The sequence below is a fragment of the Salinarimonas sp. NSM genome, assembly GCF_052380005.1.
Taxonomy (GTDB): Bacteria; Pseudomonadota; Alphaproteobacteria; order Rhizobiales; family Beijerinckiaceae; genus Salinarimonas.
In genome coordinates, this window is record NZ_JBQTCJ010000087.1 from 1 (window position 1) to 15,755 (window position 15,755).

Genomic DNA, 15,755 nt, shown 5'->3' on the forward strand with positions numbered 1-15,755 from the left:
GGCTCGCGCGGCGGCGCCGGAGCCGGCCCGCGCCCCGTCCGCGAGCCCGGCCGAGCGCTCGCGCTGGCAGGCGCGCCTCCTCGCCCATCTGGAGCGCCACAAGCGCTATCCGCCGGCCGCGCGGGCGCAGCGGATCGAGGGCGTCGTCCACGTCACCTTCGCCCTGGACGCGCGCGGCTCGGTGACGAGCGCCCGCGTCGCCCGCTCGAGCGGCGCGCCGGCCCTCGACGAGGCGGCGGTCGCCATGGTCCGCCGCGCCTCCCCGGCCCCCGCCCCGCCGGACGGCCCCGTCACGCTGACCGTGCCGGTGCGCTTCGACCTGCGCTGAGGGCGCCTCTCATGTCCTACCCGCAGGGGAGGAAGAGGGTCGCGGCCGTCGCGGGTGCGCCGGTGGGCGGGCGCGGATATCGTCCTGGCGGGCGTGACGCTTGACCGTCGCGGGTGGCGCGCGCGACACCCCTCGCACGTTCGGGCCGCGCGCCCGAAACCCCGAACGCCGAGGAGAGCGAGCATGGACACGCGCAACGTCGATCCGGTCTGGGATCTCGTGGAGGCCAAGCGCGAGGACTTCGAAGGCCTCGCCGACCGCATCTTCGACGTCCCCGAGATCGCCTACACGGAGCGCCGCGCCGTGGCCGAGCACACGGCGATGCTGCGCGCCCAGGGCTTCCGCGTCGGCGAGAACGCGGCCGGCATCCCCACCGCCGTCGTCGGCGAGTGGGGCCAGGGCGGGCCCGTGATCGCCATCCTGGGCGAGTACGACGCGCTTCCCGCGCTCAGCCAGCAGGCGGGCGTCGCAACGCACGCCCCCGTCGAGGAAGGCGGCCACGGCCACGGCTGCGGCCACAACCTGCTCGGCTCCGCGGCCATCCTCGCCGCCACCGCCGTGCGCGACTGGCTGGAGGCCGAAGGCGTCCCCGGCCGCGTGCGCTACTACGGCTGCCCCGCCGAGGAGGGTGGCGCGGCCAAGACCTACATGGTCCGCGACGGGCTCTTCGCCGACGTCGACGCCGCGATCTCCTGGCATCCCTACTCGCATACCGGCGTCGACCCGGCGCGCTCGCTCGCCAACACGCGCATCGACTTCACCTTCCACGGCAAGGCCGCCCACGCCGCCGGCGCGCCGGAGCTCGGCCGCAGCGCCCTCGACGCCGTGGAGCTGATGAACGTCGGCGTCAACTACCTGCGCGAGCACATGCCCGACGACGCGCGGGTCCACTACGCCTATCTCGACGCCGGCGGAATCGCGCCGAACGTGGTGCCGGCGCGCGCCACCGTGCGCCAGCTGATCCGCGCGCGCGACCTCGCCGGCCTCGCCGACCTCGTCGAGCGGGTGCGCGCCATCGCCGACGGGGCGGCGCTGATGACCGGCACGCGCGTGGAGAGCCGCGTCCACTCCGCCGTCTCGAACCTCGTCGGCAACCGGCCGCTGGAGGAGGCGCTGCAGCGCGTCCTCGAGGGGCTCGGGCCGGTACCCTTCGACGCCGCCGACCGCGCCTTCGCCGGCGAGATCCGCCGCACGCTCTCTCCCGGCGACATCGCCGCCGCCTGGCGCGACATGGGGATCGATCCCGCGCTCGTGACGGACGCGCAGAACGAGGCGCCGCTGTGCGACTTCGTGCTGCCGCTCGACCGCCCCTTCCTGGGCGGCATGGGCTCGACGGACGTGGGCGACGTCAGCTGGGCGGTGCCGACCGTGCAGGCGCGGGTGGCCACCTGCGCCATCGGCACGCCGCTCCACACCTGGCAGATGACGGCGCAGGGCAAGGCGCCGGCGGCGCACAAGGGCATGGCCCACGCCGCCAAGGCGATGGCGGGCCTCGCCCGGCTGCTGATCCGCGACGCGGGCATGCGCCGCGAGGCCGCCGCCGCGCACGCGGCGCGCATGGCGAGGACGCCCTATTCCTGCCCGATCCCGCCGGAGGTGCGCCCGCCCGTCCAGGCGGGGTGAGGGCGGCCTCGGGACGGCGTGGGCGCTGCTCTCGCTCCCCCTTGCGCGCCGCGCCCGCGCTTCCCATCTCGAGTTCGTGCCGGCCAGACGGCGGCACATCGACCCGGTCCGGCCCCAGCGGCGGACCGAACGGCGAAACCCAGCATGTCGCTTCAGCGAGAGGATATGCCATGCGTCACTTCGATCTCTCCCCCCTCTATCGCAACACGGTCGGCTTCGACCGCCTGTTCTCCACGCTCGACCAGCTCGCCGGCGTCGACGGCGCGCAGGGCTACCCGCCCTACAACATCGAGCGCAGCGCCGAGAACGCCTACCGCATCAGCGTCGCGGTCGCCGGCTTCACCGAGGACGACCTGGCCATCGAGGTGAAGGAGCACACGCTCTCCGTGCGCGGCAAGAAGGCCGAGGACGAGCGTCCCGCCCAGTTCCTGCACCAGGGCATCGCCGCGCGCGCGTTCGAGCGCCGCTTCCAGCTCGCCGACGGCGTGCAGGTGACGGGCGCGTCCCTCGAGAACGGGCTCCTGCACATCGACCTCGTGCGGGAGATCCCCGAGTCGAAGAAGCCGCGCCTCATCCCGATCGCGGCCGCCGACAAGGCCCCGCGCACGCTGGAGGCCAACGCCGCCTGAGCGGCTCTCTGCCGACCATCCGACGCCCTCCGCGCCCTGCGCGGGGGGCGTCTTCGCATCTGAGCCGGCTCAGCTCTGGTACAGGTCGGCCCAGCGCTCCCTGAGCGCCGCCTTCTGCACCTTGCCCATGGTGTTGCGCGGCAGCTCAGGCACCACGAGAACGCGCTTGGGCTGCTTGTAGCGGGCGAGCCGGTCGGCGAGCGCGGCGAGCACGCCCGCCTCGTCCACGTCCGCGCCCGGCTGCGCCACCACCACCGCCGTCACGCCCTCGCCGAAATCCGGATGCGGCACGCCGAAGACCGCGCTCTCGACGACGCCCGGCAGCGCGTCGATCTCGGTCTCGACCTCCTTGGGGTAGACGTTGTAGCCGCCGGTGATCACGAGGTCCTTGCCGCGCCCGACGATGTGGACGTAGCCGTGCGCGTCGATCTTGCCGAGGTCGCCGGTGACGAAGAACCCGTCCTCGCGGAACTCGGCCTTCGTCTTCTCGGGGTTGCGCCAGTAGCCGACGAAGACGTTCGGCCCCCGCACCTCGATCATGCCGATCTCACCGTCCGGAAGGCGCGTGCCGCTCTCCGGGTCGACGACCCGCAGATCCACGCCCGGCAGCGGAAAGCCGACCGTGCCCGGCACGCGATCCCCGTCGTAGGGGTTCGACGTGTTCATGTTGGTCTCGGTCATGCCGTAGCGCTCGAGGATCGCGTGGCCCGTGCGGGCCGAGAAGGCCTGGTGCGTCTCGGCGAGCAGCGGAGCCGAGCCGGAGACGAACAGGCGCATGTGCGCCGTCGCCTCGCGCGTCAGCCCCGGATGCTGGAGCAGGCGAACGTAGAAGGTCGGCACCCCCATCATGGTCGTCGCCCGCGGCATCAGCCGCATCACCTCGTCGGCGTCGAAGCGCGGCAGGAACAGCATCGAGGCGCCCGAGAGCAGGATCGTGTTCGTCGCGGTGAACAGGCCGTGCGTGTGGAAGGTCGGGAGCGCGTGGAGCAGCACGTCGTCCGCCCCGAACCGCCAGATCTCCTTCAGCGTCCGGCCGTTCGAGGCGAGGTTCTCGTGGGTGAGCATCGCCCCCTTCGAGCGCCCCGTCGTGCCCGACGTGTAGAGGATCGCGGCGAGATCGTCCGGCCCGCGCGTCGCATCCGCGAAATCGGGTGAGGCGGCGTCGGCGGCCGCGCGCAGCGAGCCGGCACCCTCGGCGTCCAGCGTCTCGACGGCGCCGACGCCGCGCGCGGCCGCGAGCGGCGCCAGCGCCGCGCGGGCCTTCGGATCGCAGACGAAGAGGGCGGGCTCGGCGTCCTCGACGAAATAGGCGAGCTCGGCGGGCGTGTAGGCGGTGTTGAGGGGCAGGAAGACCGCCCCCGCGCGCAGGCAGCCGAGCAGCAGGAGGACCACCTCCGGGCTCTTCTCGACCTGCACCGCCACCCGGTCGCCCTCGCCCACGCCGAGCGCCCGCAGCGCGTTGGCGAAGCGCCCGGCCTCGTCGAAGGCCTCGGCGTAGGTGATCCGCCGCCCCGCGGGCGTCTCGATGAAGATCCGGCTCGGATCCGCGATGCCGCCGCGGATCGTCTCGTAGAGATGTGCGCTCATGTCCTCTCCCGGGCCCCGTACCGGGCCTCTCCCGCGTCCTCTCACCGGTCTGCCATAGGCGCACCGGCGCGCGCAGCCAAGCCCGCCCGTCGGAGCGTCCGTCCGGAGTTCCGTGCCGTGCCGGCGGAGCGCACCCGGGTCGGTCCGTCGCAAACGAAGCATCAACCTGTCTGATTTACCTAACGTCATACCCGTCACGATCATCCTGGGTCAGCGAGAGCCATGTTCACCAAGCGTTCGAAGACCGACGTCGAGCAATCCTATGCCGCCCTCTGGGCGATCCTGAGCCGCCACTGCGGCGTCGGCCTCTGGGACGCGGTCCTGCACGCGGGCGACCCGATGCACGCCCAGAGCCGCTGGACCTGGTCGGGGGAGTTCCGCCGGCTCGTCGGCTTCGAGCGCGACGACACCGCCGGCTTTCCGGACGTCGTCGGCTCGTGGGCGGACCGGCTGCATCCCGAGGACGCGGGCCCGACCTTCGATGCCTTCGCCGCCTGCCTCGCCGACGCGTCCGGGCGCACGGGCTACGACGTGCAGTACCGGCTGAAGATGAAGAACGGCACCTATCGCTGGTTCCGCGCGATCGGCGGCGTCGCCCGTGGCGCCGGCGGGCGTGCCGAACGCGCCTGCGGTGCGCTGATCGACGTCCACGAGCAGCAGGATCTCGTCGAGCGCTCCCGCCTGACCGAGCGTCATGCCGGCGTCGGGCTGTGGGACGCGGCGATCCACGGGGGTGACCCCATGCATCCGCAGAGCCGCTGGCGCTGGTCGCCCGAGTTCCGGCGCCTCGTCGGCTTCGCTCCCGACGACGTGGCTGCCTTCCCCGACGTGGTCGGATCGTGGGCGGACCGGCTGCACCCCGAGGACGCCGCTGCGACGTTCGGGGCCTTCAAGGCGAGCCTCGAGGACCACACGGACAGGACCAAGTACGACGTCCTCTACCGCCTGCGGACGAAGGACGGCTCCTACCGCTGGTTCCGCGCCGTCGGCGGCATCGCGCGTGATCGAAAGGGCGTCGCCGCCCGTGCCTGCGGGACGCTCATCGACGTGCACGAGCAGATCATTGCCGCGAAGGAGAGCGAGCGCCGCGAGATCCGCGCGCGCGACGTCTCCGCCCGCGCGGCGCAGATGAGCGGGCAGGTCGCGGCCACCGCCACCGAGGCGGCCGGCAACATGCAGACGGTCGCGGCCGCGACCGAGGAGCTGACGCAGTCGATCGAGGACGTCGCTCGGCGCGTCAACGACGCCGCCCACGCGACCGTGCGCGCCTCGGACGAGGCGAACGCGACCGCGGGCTCGGTCGCCGAGCTCGAGCAGGCGATCGGCCGGATCGCCGAGGTGCTGAAGATCATCGAGAGCATCGCGGCGCAGACGAACCTGCTCGCGCTCAACGCCACCATCGAGGCGGCGCGCGCCGGCGAGCACGGACGCGGCTTCTCCGTCGTCGCCAACGAGGTGAAGGCTCTCGCCAACCAGACGACGAAAGCCACCGAGAGCGTCGCGACGCAGATCCAGGCCATCCAGGAGAAGGCCGCGGCCGCGGTCCAGGCGATGGCGCGGATCCACGGGCAGAACAGCGAGATCAAGGACATCTCGGCCTCGATCGCGGACCTGGTGGGTCAGCAGAGCGAGGCGATCCGCGAGATCTCCGAGCGCGTCGTCATCGTCTCCGACCAGACGACGGGCCTGTCCGAGAACGTTCGCAGCTTCGCGGACGAGATCGCGCGCCCCGAGGCCGCCTGAGGCGGCTCGGTCGGCGCGGCGTCACGCCTCGTCGAGCCCGGCGATCGCCCGGGCGAAGTCCTTCGCGGCGAAGGGCTCGAGATCCTCGACGCCCTCCCCCACGCCGATGAAGTGCACCGGCAGCCCGAAGCGCTCGGCGAGCGCCACCAGGATGCCGCCGCGGGCGGTGCCGTCGAGCTTCGTCATCACGAGCCCGGTGACGCCCGCCGCCTTCTGGAACAGCTCGACCTGCGAGAGGGCGTTCTGCCCCACCGTCGCGTCGAGCACGAGGAGCGCCGCGTGGGGCGCGCTCGGGTCGACCTTGCGCATCACGCGCACGATCTTCTCGAGCTCGGACATCAGCCCCGCCTTGTTCTGCAGCCGCCCCGCGGTGTCGACGAGGAGCACGTCGGTGCCCGCGCGCCGCGCCTCGGTCAGCGCGTCGAAGGCGAGCCCGGCGGCGTCCGCGCCCTGCTCGCGGGCGACGACCGTCGCGCCCGTGCGCTCGCCCCAGACCTTCAGCTGCTCGATCGCGGCGGCGCGGAACGTGTCCCCCGCGGCCATGGTGACGGAGAGCTTCTGCGCGCGGAACTTCGCGGCGAGCTTGCCGATCGTCGTGGTCTTGCCCGCGCCGTTGACGCCGACCATGAGGACGACGAAGGGCTTTCGCGCCCGGTCGATCTCCAGCGGGCGTGCCACCGGCGCGAGCGAGCGCTCGACCTCGGTGGCGAGCACGCGCTTGACCTCCTCGGGCGGGATCTCCTTGTCGTAGCGGCCCTTGGCGACGGCCTCGGTGATGCGCGTCGCCGCCGGCACGCCGAGATCCGCCTGGATGAGGATGTCCTCGAGGTCCTCGAGCGTGGTGGCGTCGAGCTTGCGCTTGGTGAACAGGCTCGTGATCGCGCCCCCCATGGAGGAGGAGGTGCGCGCCAGGCCCTGCGTCAGGCGCTTCCACCAGGAGGCCTTCGGGGCGGCGGCGGGAGACGGCGGCGGAGCGGGCGCTGGTTTCGGCTCGACGAGGGCCTCGGGCGTCGTCTGCTCGGGCGCCGGCGTGCCGGCGGGACCGGGCAGCGTCTCGAGCTCCTCCGCGATGGCGGCCTCGCGGGCCTCGTCGCCCTCGGGCTCGATCGGCTGGAGGTCGGCGCCCGCGAGTTCGGACGGCACCGCCGCCGCCGCGTCGGGCGAGCGGTCGGTGCCGGTCGAGGCGGCGTCCGGTGCCGCCTCCTCGCGCGACGTCTCGCCGCTCGGCGCCTCGTCCGCCTTGCGCCCGAACAGCCGCGAGAAGAAGCCGCGTTTCTCGGTCTCGTCAGCCATGCCTCGGCGCCTCCCGCATTCGTCGCTTGCCGTCTCGCGTCGTCCGCTCTAGCGGATTTCGCATGAGATCCGAAGAGATAGTGTCGCGCATCCTGCATCGCGACGGCCTCATGCTCGTCCTCGACAAGCCCGCCGGGCTGCCCGTCCATCCCGGGCCAGGCGGCGGGGAAACGCTCGCGCGGCATCTCGACGCGCTGCGCTTCGGCCTGAAGTGGCGCCCCGAGCTCGCCCACCGGCTCGACCGCGACACGTCCGGCTGCCTCGTGCTCGGCCGCCACCCGAAGGCGCTGCGCACGCTGGCGGAGCTGTTCGCGAAAGGCCGCGTCGAGAAGACCTACCTCGCCCTCGTCGCGCCCGGGCCCGCGACGGCGCAGGACGCCTTCACGATCGACCTCCCCCTGGCTCCGGTCGCGCCGGACACGCCCTGGCGGATGAAGGCGTCGCCCGAAGGACAGGAGGCGCTGACGCGGGTGCGCGTCCTCGCCCGGGCGCCGGACGGCTCGCGCGCGCTCCTGGCGCTGGAGCCGGTCACGGGGCGCACGCACCAGCTGCGCGTCCACTGCGCCGCCTCCGGCTTCCCGATCGCGGGGGATGCGATCTACGGGGGCGCGCCGCGCGGCGCGGCGCTCCACCTCCACGCCTGGCGCATCGCCGTGCCGCTGTCGCGCGCGAAGCCGCCGGTACGGGTCGAGGCGCCGGTGCCGGAGCCGCTCGCGCGGACGGCGTCCGATCTGGGGTGGGGCTGCGGCCCGAACACCGCCGAAGGAGCGTGACCTCAGGCGAGCTCGACCGCCACCTTCCACCCGAGCAGCACCGTCGTGGCGACGAGCGTGAGCAGGATCACGCGGTCGGCCGTTCGCTGGCTCAGCTTCACCAGCGCGAGCTTGCCGAGCACCGTCGCCGCGATCATCACCGGGATCAGGTAGGCGATCGGCAGCAGCTGCGTCCAGGTCACCTGGTCGGTCTGAAGCCGGAGCCCGGTCGAGACGACCCCGAGCACGACGCTCAAGGCGGACGTGGTTCCGTGCATCTGCAGGAGCGACAGCCCGTGCGAGAGGAAGTAGGACTTGCGCAGCGAGCCTCCGCCGCCGAGGCCGACGCCCTGCATGAACCCGCTCACGGCGCTGGTGACGAGATCGCCGCTGCGGCTCGCCGCGCCCTTCGGCCGCGGCTCTCTCGCGGTCATCTTCGCGATGTGCTTCCAGGTGAAGTGCAGCGTCATCGCGAGCATGACGAGGTAGAGCATCGTCTCCGGGACGAGCCCGATCGCCCAGGTTCCAGCCATCGCCGCGAGCGCGGAGACCGCGAGCATGTTCCAGAAGTATTTCCACACGATGTGGTCATGGAACACGACGGCCTTGATGAAGCTGTTCACCGCAAAGAAGAACACCGTCATGCTCACCGCGACGTGCGGGTCGACGACGAGCGCGAGCAGCGGGTTGAGGACGATTCCTCCCGTGATCGGCACGACGATCAGGAAGAAGGACGAGAAGCCGATCAGGGCATAGGCGGTGAGGACCATGTGAGACATCCGGACGAGCGGGATAGCTTCTCGACGGCCGCGTCGCGCCTCCGCGAGAGGTGCCTTCGAGAGACTGCCTTCAAGAAACGTGGACGGACGCCGGGCCGTCGCCGCCGTGGACCGGCACGGCGAGCGCGCTGCCGATCGCGGGCGGTTCGTCCAGGTAGCGAAGCGCGCCGCCGACCTTGGACGACCGGAACGGCAGCCCGCGCTCGGCGAGCTCGGCCTCGACACGCGCACGCGCATCGTCCGAGAAGCAGTAGACGAAGACGTTCGCACCCGTGTTCATCGAGTAGAAGACCGGCAGCCCATCGCCCGTGCGCAGCGACCTCACGAGATGCATGATCGTCACGGTCTCGGGCTGCCAGAGGAGGAGATTGCTGCTGCCGGTGTGAAGCACGGCATAGTTCATGATGCTGTGGCGCTCCGACAGCATCGCGAGACGATCGATGTCGCGCGCCTCGATGCTTGCGATGATGGTGTGCGCGAGGTCGCTGCAGACGTCGCGGATCGGGTCGACGATCGGCGAGGAGTTCGCCTCGGCGTAGAAGTCGCGGTTGGCCTTGTCGTAGCGGGAGAAGGCGACGACGACGCTGAGGTCCGGTAGCTCCTCGGGGCCGAAGATCCGCTCGGCGAAGGTCGGCACGCCCACGCCACCGCTCCGCACCAGCGAGATCCCGCCCGTCACCGCCGCCGCAGCGGAGAACGAGCCCTGCCGTGCGAGCCGCGAGACCTCCGTCGGCTGCTCGGGCAGGCCGAGGAGCCGCGACGCCGCGCCGGCGATGCACGCGAACCCCGACGAGGACGAGCCGAGCCCGATGTCGGGATCGAAATCGTTCTCGCTCTCGATGGCGAGCGGCAGATCGGTGAGCGACCCGAGGAAATCGTAGGCACGACGGATGTCGCCGGTCGAGCCGCCGCGCTTTTCGGAACCCGCCTGGCGAGACGCGAGCGCGAGCGTCGTTCTCGTCTCGAACGCATCGAGCGACGTGTACAGCATGTCTATCGACAAGGTCTTGAGCTTCCTATCTCTGTATTGATGGAAGCAGGTCAAGCCCTGTACCGGATTTGCGGAGACGCTCGCCGATCTCATCACACGCCCTCCACCGCCATCGAAGCAAGGAATATGTCCACGGAGCTGCGACTGTCCGCGTGGTCGGGATCGAAGCCGAGCTCGCGCAGGAAGCGGGTCGCCTCCTCGCGCGTCGCATCCGCGAATTTCGCCTCGATGACCGTGAAGCACCCCGGCACCTGTACGAGATCGATCACCAGCACGTCGTTTCGCCAGGAACGGAATGTCTTGCGCATCGTCGCGACCGCGCGAAAGCCGAAGCGCTCGAGCATGGCCCGCGTGTCCTCCGGATTCGTGATCGCTGTCTCGCGCTTCGACCACGGTTGGCCGGGACCCGCACGTTCCTTCACGTCGAGCACGGATCGGTCGTCGTGGATCGCGATGCGCACGAGGAGGTCTTCCGACGTCGTGCCGTCCTTGCCGAAATAGGTGTACGCGACCTCGCGCACCGGCCCGAGCGCGACACCGCGCGCCGCCAGATCGTGCACGGCTTCGTCGCCGACGTGGAACTTCTGCTGGATCGCCACTGCGCACCTCCCGAGCGAGCGCGGCGCCGCACGCGGCGACCTGTCCAGGAGCTGCCGCGGGTTTCGGTTCCGTGCTATGTAGCCGGCTATGCCCGTGAAGATAGCGTCACGACTCTGCTACCGTCAAGCGCATCGTCGGATTAATCTTCAGGTGAAATTGCGGAGGCGCCGAAGAAGGCCCGGTCCATGGGTCGGATGGGGGACGGCGCCGGGGACCCGTGTCTCGCACATGTGCGTTCGAGCGGGGAGCGGAGCCGACGCTCGTCCCGGAAGCGCATCGATCGCACACGGTCTCACCTGGAACGGATATTGCAAAGCCCAGGAACCGGAGTAGATCGTGTGCGTTGTTCATCCGCCGTTCATGGAGGGACCGATCATGCACTTCTTCAGAATGCCCAACCGCGACCTGATGCCGATCGTGAGCCTGTCCTTCGTGTTCGCCGCCGTCGGGCTGAGCGCCGTGCTCGCCCTGCTGGCGCTGCCGGGCCCCGAGCTGAGCCTCGTCGCGCTCAGGCCTTGATGCGCGATCGCTGCCCGTTCCGAGGGCGAATGATCACTGAATGTTCACATTCGATGTCCTCGGGGAGGCGGCGCGAGCCGCCTCTTTTCTCTCGCGACGACGCCTCACCCGTGCGCCGCGGAGAGCGCACGATCCAGGTCCGCGTGGAGGTCCTCGACGTCCTCGCAGCCGACGGACAGCCGCAGCAGGTCCGCCGGGCAGGGCGTGTCCGGACCCTCGATCGAGGCGCGGTGCTCGATCAGGCTCTCGACGCCGCCGAGCGAGGTCGCGCGCGTCCACAGCCGCACCCCGGCCGCGGTGGCGATCGCCGCCCGCTCTCCGCCGGCGACGCGGATCGAGAGCATGGTGCCGAAGCCGTTTTCCATCTGCCGGCGGGCGATGTCGTGCCCCGGGTGGCCGGGCAGGCCCGGGTAGAGCACCGCGGCGACCCGCGGGTGCGCCGACAGCCGCTCGGCGAGCGTCATCGCCGAGGCCGCCTGCGCGGCGGCGCGCAAGTGGAAGGTGCGCATGCCGCGCATCAGGAGGTAGGCCTCGAACGGCCCCAGGATGCCGCCCTCGCCCTTGCGGATCGTCGCGAGCCGCTGCCAGAAGGCGTCGTTCTCCCGCCCCGCGAGCGCCCCGGCCACCACGTCCGAATGGCCGTTGAGGATCTTCGTCGCCGCGTGCATGACGACGTCGGCGCCGAGTGCGAGCGGACGCGTGTGCCAGGGCGAGGCGCAGGTCGAATCGACCCCGAGCCGCGCCCCCGCCGCGTGCGCGATCTCGGCGGCGGCGGCGATGTCGGTGAGCGTCCAGAGCGGGTTCGCCGGCGTCTCGATCCACACGAGCTTCGTCTTCCCCGGGCGCATCGCGGCGCGCAGGGCGTCGACGTCCGAGGTCTCGACGAGCGTCACCTCGAGCCCCGCGCGGCGGCCTTCCGTCAGCAGCCATTGCCGCAGCGCCCAGTACATCACGGCGGGCGCCACCACGTGATCGCCCGGGTCGAGCGCGCGGAAGACCGCGGTCGCCGCCGCCATGCCGGAGCCGAAGAGCAGCGCGCCGGCTGAAGCCTCCTCCAGCATGGCGATGACGTCCTCGGCCTCGCGCACCGTGGCGTTGTCGGGGCGGCCGTAGACGAAACCGGACGAGTAGCCGTTGTCGGGGTCGCGCAGGTAGGTGGTGGCGACGTGGATCGGCGGCACCACGGCCTTCGTCACCGGATCGACCCGCCCCATCGCCTGGACGGCGAGGCTGCGCTTGGAGAACGGGCGGTCGTGGCTGGAATGGTCGGTCATGCGGGGCTCCCGGCTGGGCTCCGGTTCAAGCAGAGCGGGCGGGCGGGGGCAAGCGGGCGGCCCGCGCCCGCCTGCCAACCCCCTCAGCCGAGGGGCGCACAGGCGCGGGCGAGCCAGCCGCGCGTCGCGTCGTCCACCAGCGGCGCGAGCGTCTCCGCGACGCGGGCGTGATAGGCGTCGATCCAGGCGATCTCGCCCGCGTCGAGCAGTGCGAGGTCGATGAGGTCTCGCGCGTAGGGCGCGAGCGTCAGCGTCTCGAAGCCGCGCATCTCGCGCTCGGCGCCGGGGATCTCGCGGCGCTCGACGAGGATCAGGTTCTCGATGCGGATGCCGTACGCGCCCGTGCGATAGTAGCCCGGCTCGTTGGAGAGGATCATGCCCGGCTCGAGCGGGGTCGTCCCGGTCTTGGCGATGCGCTGAGGGCCCTCGTGCACCGAGAGGAAGCTGCCGACGCCGTGGCCGGTGCCGTGGTCGAAATCGAGCCCCGCCCGCCACAACGGCGCCCGCGCGAAGCCGTCGATCTGCGCGCCCGTCGCGCCCTTGGGGAAGACCGCGCGCGAGACCGCCAGATGTCCCTGGAGCACCCGCGTGTAGCGGTCGCGCATCTCGTCGGTCGGCGCGCCGACGGGGAGCGTGCGGGTGATGTCCGTCGTGCCGTCGCGGTACTGCGCGCCCGAATCGATCAGGAAGAGCTCGCCCGCCGCGAGCGCCCGGTTCGTGGCGCGGCTGACGCGATAATGCACGATCGCGCCGTTCGGCCCGGCCCCCGCGATCGTCGGGAAGGAGACGTCGACGAGCGCGCCGGTTTCCTCCCGGCAGGCCTCCAGCTTCTCCACCACGTCGATCTCGGTGAGCCCGCCGGGCGCCGTCGCCGCGAACCAGGCGAGGAAGCGCGCGACCGCGGCGCCGTCGCGCGCGTGCGCGGCGCGGGCTCCGGCGATCTCGGCATCGGTCTTGACCGCCTTCATCCGCCCGATCGGGTCGACGCCGACGTCCGGCTCGGCGCCGGCGGCACGGACGACGTCGGACAGCGCCCGGGCCGCGGTGTCGCGGTCGAGGCGGATGCGCGCGCCGCGCCGGGCGATCCCGGCCAGCGTCGGCGCCAGCGCGTCCGGGGCGCGGAAGGCGGCGACGTCACCGACGGCGTCACCCGCCTCGTTGGTCACCTTCTCGGGATCGAGGAAGAGCGTCGCGGCCCCGTCCCGCGGCACGAGCGCATAGCCCAGCGGCAGCGGCGTGTGGGCGACGTCGCCGCCGCGCAGGTTGAACAGCCAGGCGAGCGCATGCGGGTCGGAGATCACCAGCGCGTCGAGCTTCTCCCGGACGAGCGCCTCGCGCACCCGCGCGAGCTTCTCCGCCCGCGAGAGGCCGGCGTATTCCTCCGGATGAGGCCGCACCGGCGCCTTCGGCGGGGCCGGGCGATCAGGCCAGATGGCGTCGATCGGGTTCGGCGAGAGCGGCTCGAGCCGCCCGCCCGCCGCCTTTGCGGCACGCTCGAGCCCCGCGACCGCGTCCGCGGTATGGAGCCAGGGGTCGTAGCCGAGGACGGCGCCCTCCGCCAGGTTCGCCTCGACCCAGCGCGTGGGCGAGGTCTCGCCGCTGTCGACGACGGCGATCACCCCCGTGTCGGTCTGCGCCGGCGCCTGCAGCGTGTAGCGCCCGTCGACGAACAGCGCGGCGCGATCGGCGAGGATCACCGCCGCGCCGGCGGAGCCGGTGAAGCCGGTCAGCCAGGCGAGCCGCTCGGCGCTCGGCGGCACGTACTCGGACTGGTGCTCGTCCGCGCGCGGCACGACGAAGCCGTCGATGCCGCGGCGGGCGAGCTCGGCCCGCAGCGCGGCGACGCGCGGGGCGGTGCGGGCGGGATCGGTGAGGTCGTCGAAGGTCTGGAAGCGGCTCATGGCGAAGGCGTACGCGCAAGCGCGCGTGCGTGCAACGGGCGCCCGCGGCAAGCGGACGGACGCCGCATGCGCACCGGCCACGCTGCCCATGAACCATGCATCAACCGGGCATCTCGGCCCACATCTTGGGCGAGCCTTGCATCTAACGCATGACGGCTCCGGCGCATAAGGTCTAGCTAGGACAGCCATGCTGACCCATATTGCGTCGCAACAAGGAAACGCTCGGGCCGTTCCGCAGCCGAGATCCACGACCGGAGACCGCACCATGGCCTATGCCATCGACACCTTCCGCGGCGCCGCCCGCGACACCGCCGCTCCCGCCGGCGAGACCGCCCGCCCCGGCCTGTTCGCGCGCATCCTGCGCCGCATGCAGGCCGCGCAGATGGAGCGTGTCCGCCGGGAGCTGCGCCTCTACGCGCCGCATCTCGAGGCGCGCATGGAGAACGAGGGCGTGCGCGCCGTCGGGCTCACCGACGACGCCCGCCTGCCCTTCGTGCGCTGATCAGCGATCGACGGGCCGCGCGGCCGCGCCGCCCCGCGTCAGGGTGAGCGCGGCCCAGCCCTCGAGATCGCGCCGCTTCGCCAGCGCGAAGCCCTGCGCGCGATAGGCCGAGAGCACGCCCGGCACGTCGCGCGCGAGCAGCCCCGACAGGACCAGCGTCCCCCCCGCCGCGACCACGCGCGCCAGATCCGGCGCGAGACGCTTCAAGGGCTTCGCGAGGATGTTGGCGAAGACGAGGTCGAAATGCCGCGGGCGCGCCGCCGAGCCTGCGCGGATGCCCGGGCCGACGTAGAGGTCGAGCCAGGGCGCCACGCCGTTCGCGCGCGCGTTGTCGCGCGCCACCGCGATCGCCACCGGATCGATGTCCCCCGCCACCACGCGCCGCCGCACCGCCTTCGCCGCCGCGAAGGCGAGGATGCCCGTGCCCGTGCCGACGTCGAGCACCCGGGCCGGGCGCCGGCGCTTGAGCTCGTCGACCAGCGCCAGCAGGCAGCCGCGCGTCGTGCCGTGATGCCCGGTGCCGAAGGCGAGAGCCGCCTCGATCTCGATGGCGAGGTCGTTCGCCCCCCGCGTGTGCCGGTCGTGCGATCCGTGCACGAGGAAGCGCCCGGCGCGCACGGGCTTCAACCCCTCCAGCGACGCCGCCACCCAGTCCTTCTGCGCGATCGCCTCGAACACCGCGCGATCGGCCTCCGCGCCGATCACCGGCCGAATCATGGCGCGCACGGCCTCCTCGTCCGGGGGCGAGGCGAAGTAGGCCTCGAGCAGCCAGGTCCTGCCGTCATCCGCCTCGAAAGCGGCGACCGCCGTCTCGGCGGGGTCGAACATCTCGCCGATGACGTCGGTCGTGGCACGCGCGGCACGCTCGCTGGTGGCGAGGCGCATGACGTGGGTCGGGCGGTTGGGGTGCAGGCCTTCGAGCATGGGCAGGCTCCTAGCACTCCCGCCGCTCCGCGCAAAGGAGATCAGCGCGCCCGCCGCCGTGGCGGCTCCTGCGTCAGCACGAGCCGGCCGGCCGCGAGCGTCGCGAGCGCGCCGCCGAGCGTCTCGCGGAACGGCGCGCCCGCGGCGATGGCCGGCGAGAGCCGGTCCCAGAAGGCTTCGAGCCGCGCGAGCCGGTCGTAGCCGCCGCCGCCGGCGCTCCGCACCGCCCGTGCGAGGATGCGCAGCGCGATCTCCTCGGGCTCCGCGGCGAGCCCGGCGGCATCGAGGGCGAGCGGGTCCTGCGCGAGGG

Annotated in this window: 15 protein-coding genes and 1 pseudogene; 7 read left to right on the forward strand and 9 right to left on the reverse strand. The window is 72.4% G+C overall.

Annotated elements, in window-relative coordinates; genetic code table 11:
- The 3 genes from ACTZWW_RS21305 to ACTZWW_RS21315 form a co-directional block, all read left to right on the forward strand.
- Positions 1-328, forward strand: a 328-nt coding sequence (locus ACTZWW_RS21305; protein ID WP_444782975.1) for an energy transducer TonB, incomplete at its 5' end; no start/stop codon positions are given.
- 183 nt (positions 329-511) lie between these two features.
- Positions 512-1,951: an amidohydrolase gene (locus ACTZWW_RS21310; RefSeq protein ID WP_444782976.1), complete on the forward strand. Its 1,440-nt coding sequence runs from the start codon at positions 512-514 to the stop codon at positions 1,949-1,951.
- Between the two features lie 170 nt (positions 1,952-2,121).
- A complete protein-coding gene (locus tag ACTZWW_RS21315) occupies positions 2,122-2,580 on the forward strand; it encodes an Hsp20 family protein (RefSeq protein ID WP_444782977.1) in 459 nt (152 codons plus the stop codon).
- 69 nt (positions 2,581-2,649) lie between these two features.
- Here the strand turns inward: ACTZWW_RS21315 and ACTZWW_RS21320 are convergent, their stop codons facing one another.
- Entirely contained in the window at positions 2,650-4,167 is a 1,518-nt protein-coding gene (locus ACTZWW_RS21320) for a malonate--CoA ligase (protein ID WP_444782978.1), read from the reverse strand.
- Positions 4,168-4,389: 222 nt separating this feature from the next.
- Here ACTZWW_RS21320 and ACTZWW_RS21325 point away from each other — a divergent pair, with 222 nt between their 5' ends.
- On the forward strand, positions 4,390-5,910 hold the full coding sequence (locus tag ACTZWW_RS21325) for a methyl-accepting chemotaxis protein (RefSeq protein ID WP_444782979.1): 1,521 nt from the start codon (positions 4,390-4,392) through the stop codon (positions 5,908-5,910).
- A gap of 21 nt (positions 5,911-5,931) precedes the next feature.
- On the opposite strand, the gene ftsY is transcribed toward ACTZWW_RS21325, so the two are convergent.
- Positions 5,932-7,203, reverse strand: coding sequence for a signal recognition particle-docking protein FtsY (ftsY, locus tag ACTZWW_RS21330; RefSeq protein WP_444782980.1), 1,272 nt, complete (start codon positions 7,201-7,203; stop codon positions 5,932-5,934).
- A 62-nt stretch (positions 7,204-7,265) separates the two neighbouring features.
- Between ftsY and ACTZWW_RS21335 the strand changes: the two genes are divergently transcribed.
- Positions 7,266-7,976, forward strand: coding sequence for an RluA family pseudouridine synthase (locus ACTZWW_RS21335; RefSeq protein ID WP_444782981.1), 711 nt, complete (start codon positions 7,266-7,268; stop codon positions 7,974-7,976).
- A gap of 2 nt (positions 7,977-7,978) precedes the next feature.
- Here ACTZWW_RS21335 and ACTZWW_RS21340 read toward each other — a convergent pair whose 3' ends face one another.
- The 3 genes from ACTZWW_RS21340 to ACTZWW_RS21350 all read right to left on the reverse strand — a co-directional run bounded on the left by ACTZWW_RS21340 (position 7,979) and on the right by ACTZWW_RS21350 (position 10,324).
- Positions 7,979-8,725 (reverse strand): TSUP family transporter, encoded by a 747-nt coding sequence (locus tag ACTZWW_RS21340; protein WP_444782982.1) that lies wholly within the window; start codon positions 8,723-8,725, stop codon positions 7,979-7,981.
- Between the two features lie 79 nt (positions 8,726-8,804).
- Positions 8,805-9,818 carry a GHMP family kinase ATP-binding protein gene (locus tag ACTZWW_RS21345; RefSeq protein WP_444782983.1) on the reverse strand — a complete coding sequence of 338 codons (1,014 nt, stop codon included), beginning with the start codon at positions 9,816-9,818 and terminating at the stop codon, positions 8,805-8,807.
- Positions 9,818-10,324 carry a hypothetical protein gene (locus tag ACTZWW_RS21350; RefSeq protein ID WP_444782984.1) on the reverse strand — a complete coding sequence of 169 codons (507 nt, stop codon included), beginning with the start codon at positions 10,322-10,324 and terminating at the stop codon, positions 9,818-9,820. The genes ACTZWW_RS21345 and ACTZWW_RS21350 overlap by 1 nt, the downstream gene beginning before the upstream one ends.
- A 376-nt stretch (positions 10,325-10,700) precedes the next feature.
- On the opposite strand from ACTZWW_RS21350, the gene ACTZWW_RS21355 reads away from it, so the two are divergent.
- Positions 10,701-10,844 carry a hypothetical protein gene (locus ACTZWW_RS21355; protein ID WP_156917438.1) on the forward strand — a complete coding sequence of 48 codons (144 nt, stop codon included), beginning with the start codon at positions 10,701-10,703 and terminating at the stop codon, positions 10,842-10,844.
- Positions 10,845-10,948: 104 nt separating this feature from the next.
- Here the strand turns inward: ACTZWW_RS21355 and ACTZWW_RS21360 are convergent, their stop codons facing one another.
- Positions 10,949-12,118, reverse strand: coding sequence for a trans-sulfuration enzyme family protein (locus ACTZWW_RS21360; protein WP_444782985.1), 1,170 nt, complete (start codon positions 12,116-12,118; stop codon positions 10,949-10,951).
- An 83-nt stretch (positions 12,119-12,201) separates the two neighbouring features.
- The gene (locus ACTZWW_RS21365) at positions 12,202-14,019 is read right to left on the reverse strand and encodes an aminopeptidase P family protein (RefSeq protein ID WP_444782986.1); all 1,818 of its coding nucleotides are present in this window, start codon (positions 14,017-14,019) and stop codon (positions 12,202-12,204) included.
- Between the two features lie 265 nt (positions 14,020-14,284).
- On the opposite strand from ACTZWW_RS21365, the gene ACTZWW_RS21370 reads away from it, so the two are divergent.
- Positions 14,285-14,521: a hypothetical protein gene (locus ACTZWW_RS21370; RefSeq protein ID WP_444782987.1), complete on the forward strand. Its 237-nt coding sequence runs from the start codon at positions 14,285-14,287 to the stop codon at positions 14,519-14,521.
- Here the strand turns inward: ACTZWW_RS21370 and ACTZWW_RS21375 are convergent, their stop codons facing one another.
- Together ACTZWW_RS21375 and ACTZWW_RS21380 are read right to left on the reverse strand one after the other, a co-directional pair.
- Positions 14,522-15,445: a 50S ribosomal protein L11 methyltransferase gene (locus tag ACTZWW_RS21375; RefSeq protein WP_444782988.1), complete on the reverse strand. Its 924-nt coding sequence runs from the start codon at positions 15,443-15,445 to the stop codon at positions 14,522-14,524.
- A gap of 41 nt (positions 15,446-15,486) precedes the next feature.
- Positions 15,487-15,755 (reverse strand): annotated as a pseudogene (locus tag ACTZWW_RS21380) (tRNA lysidine(34) synthetase TilS); the annotation flags it as partial.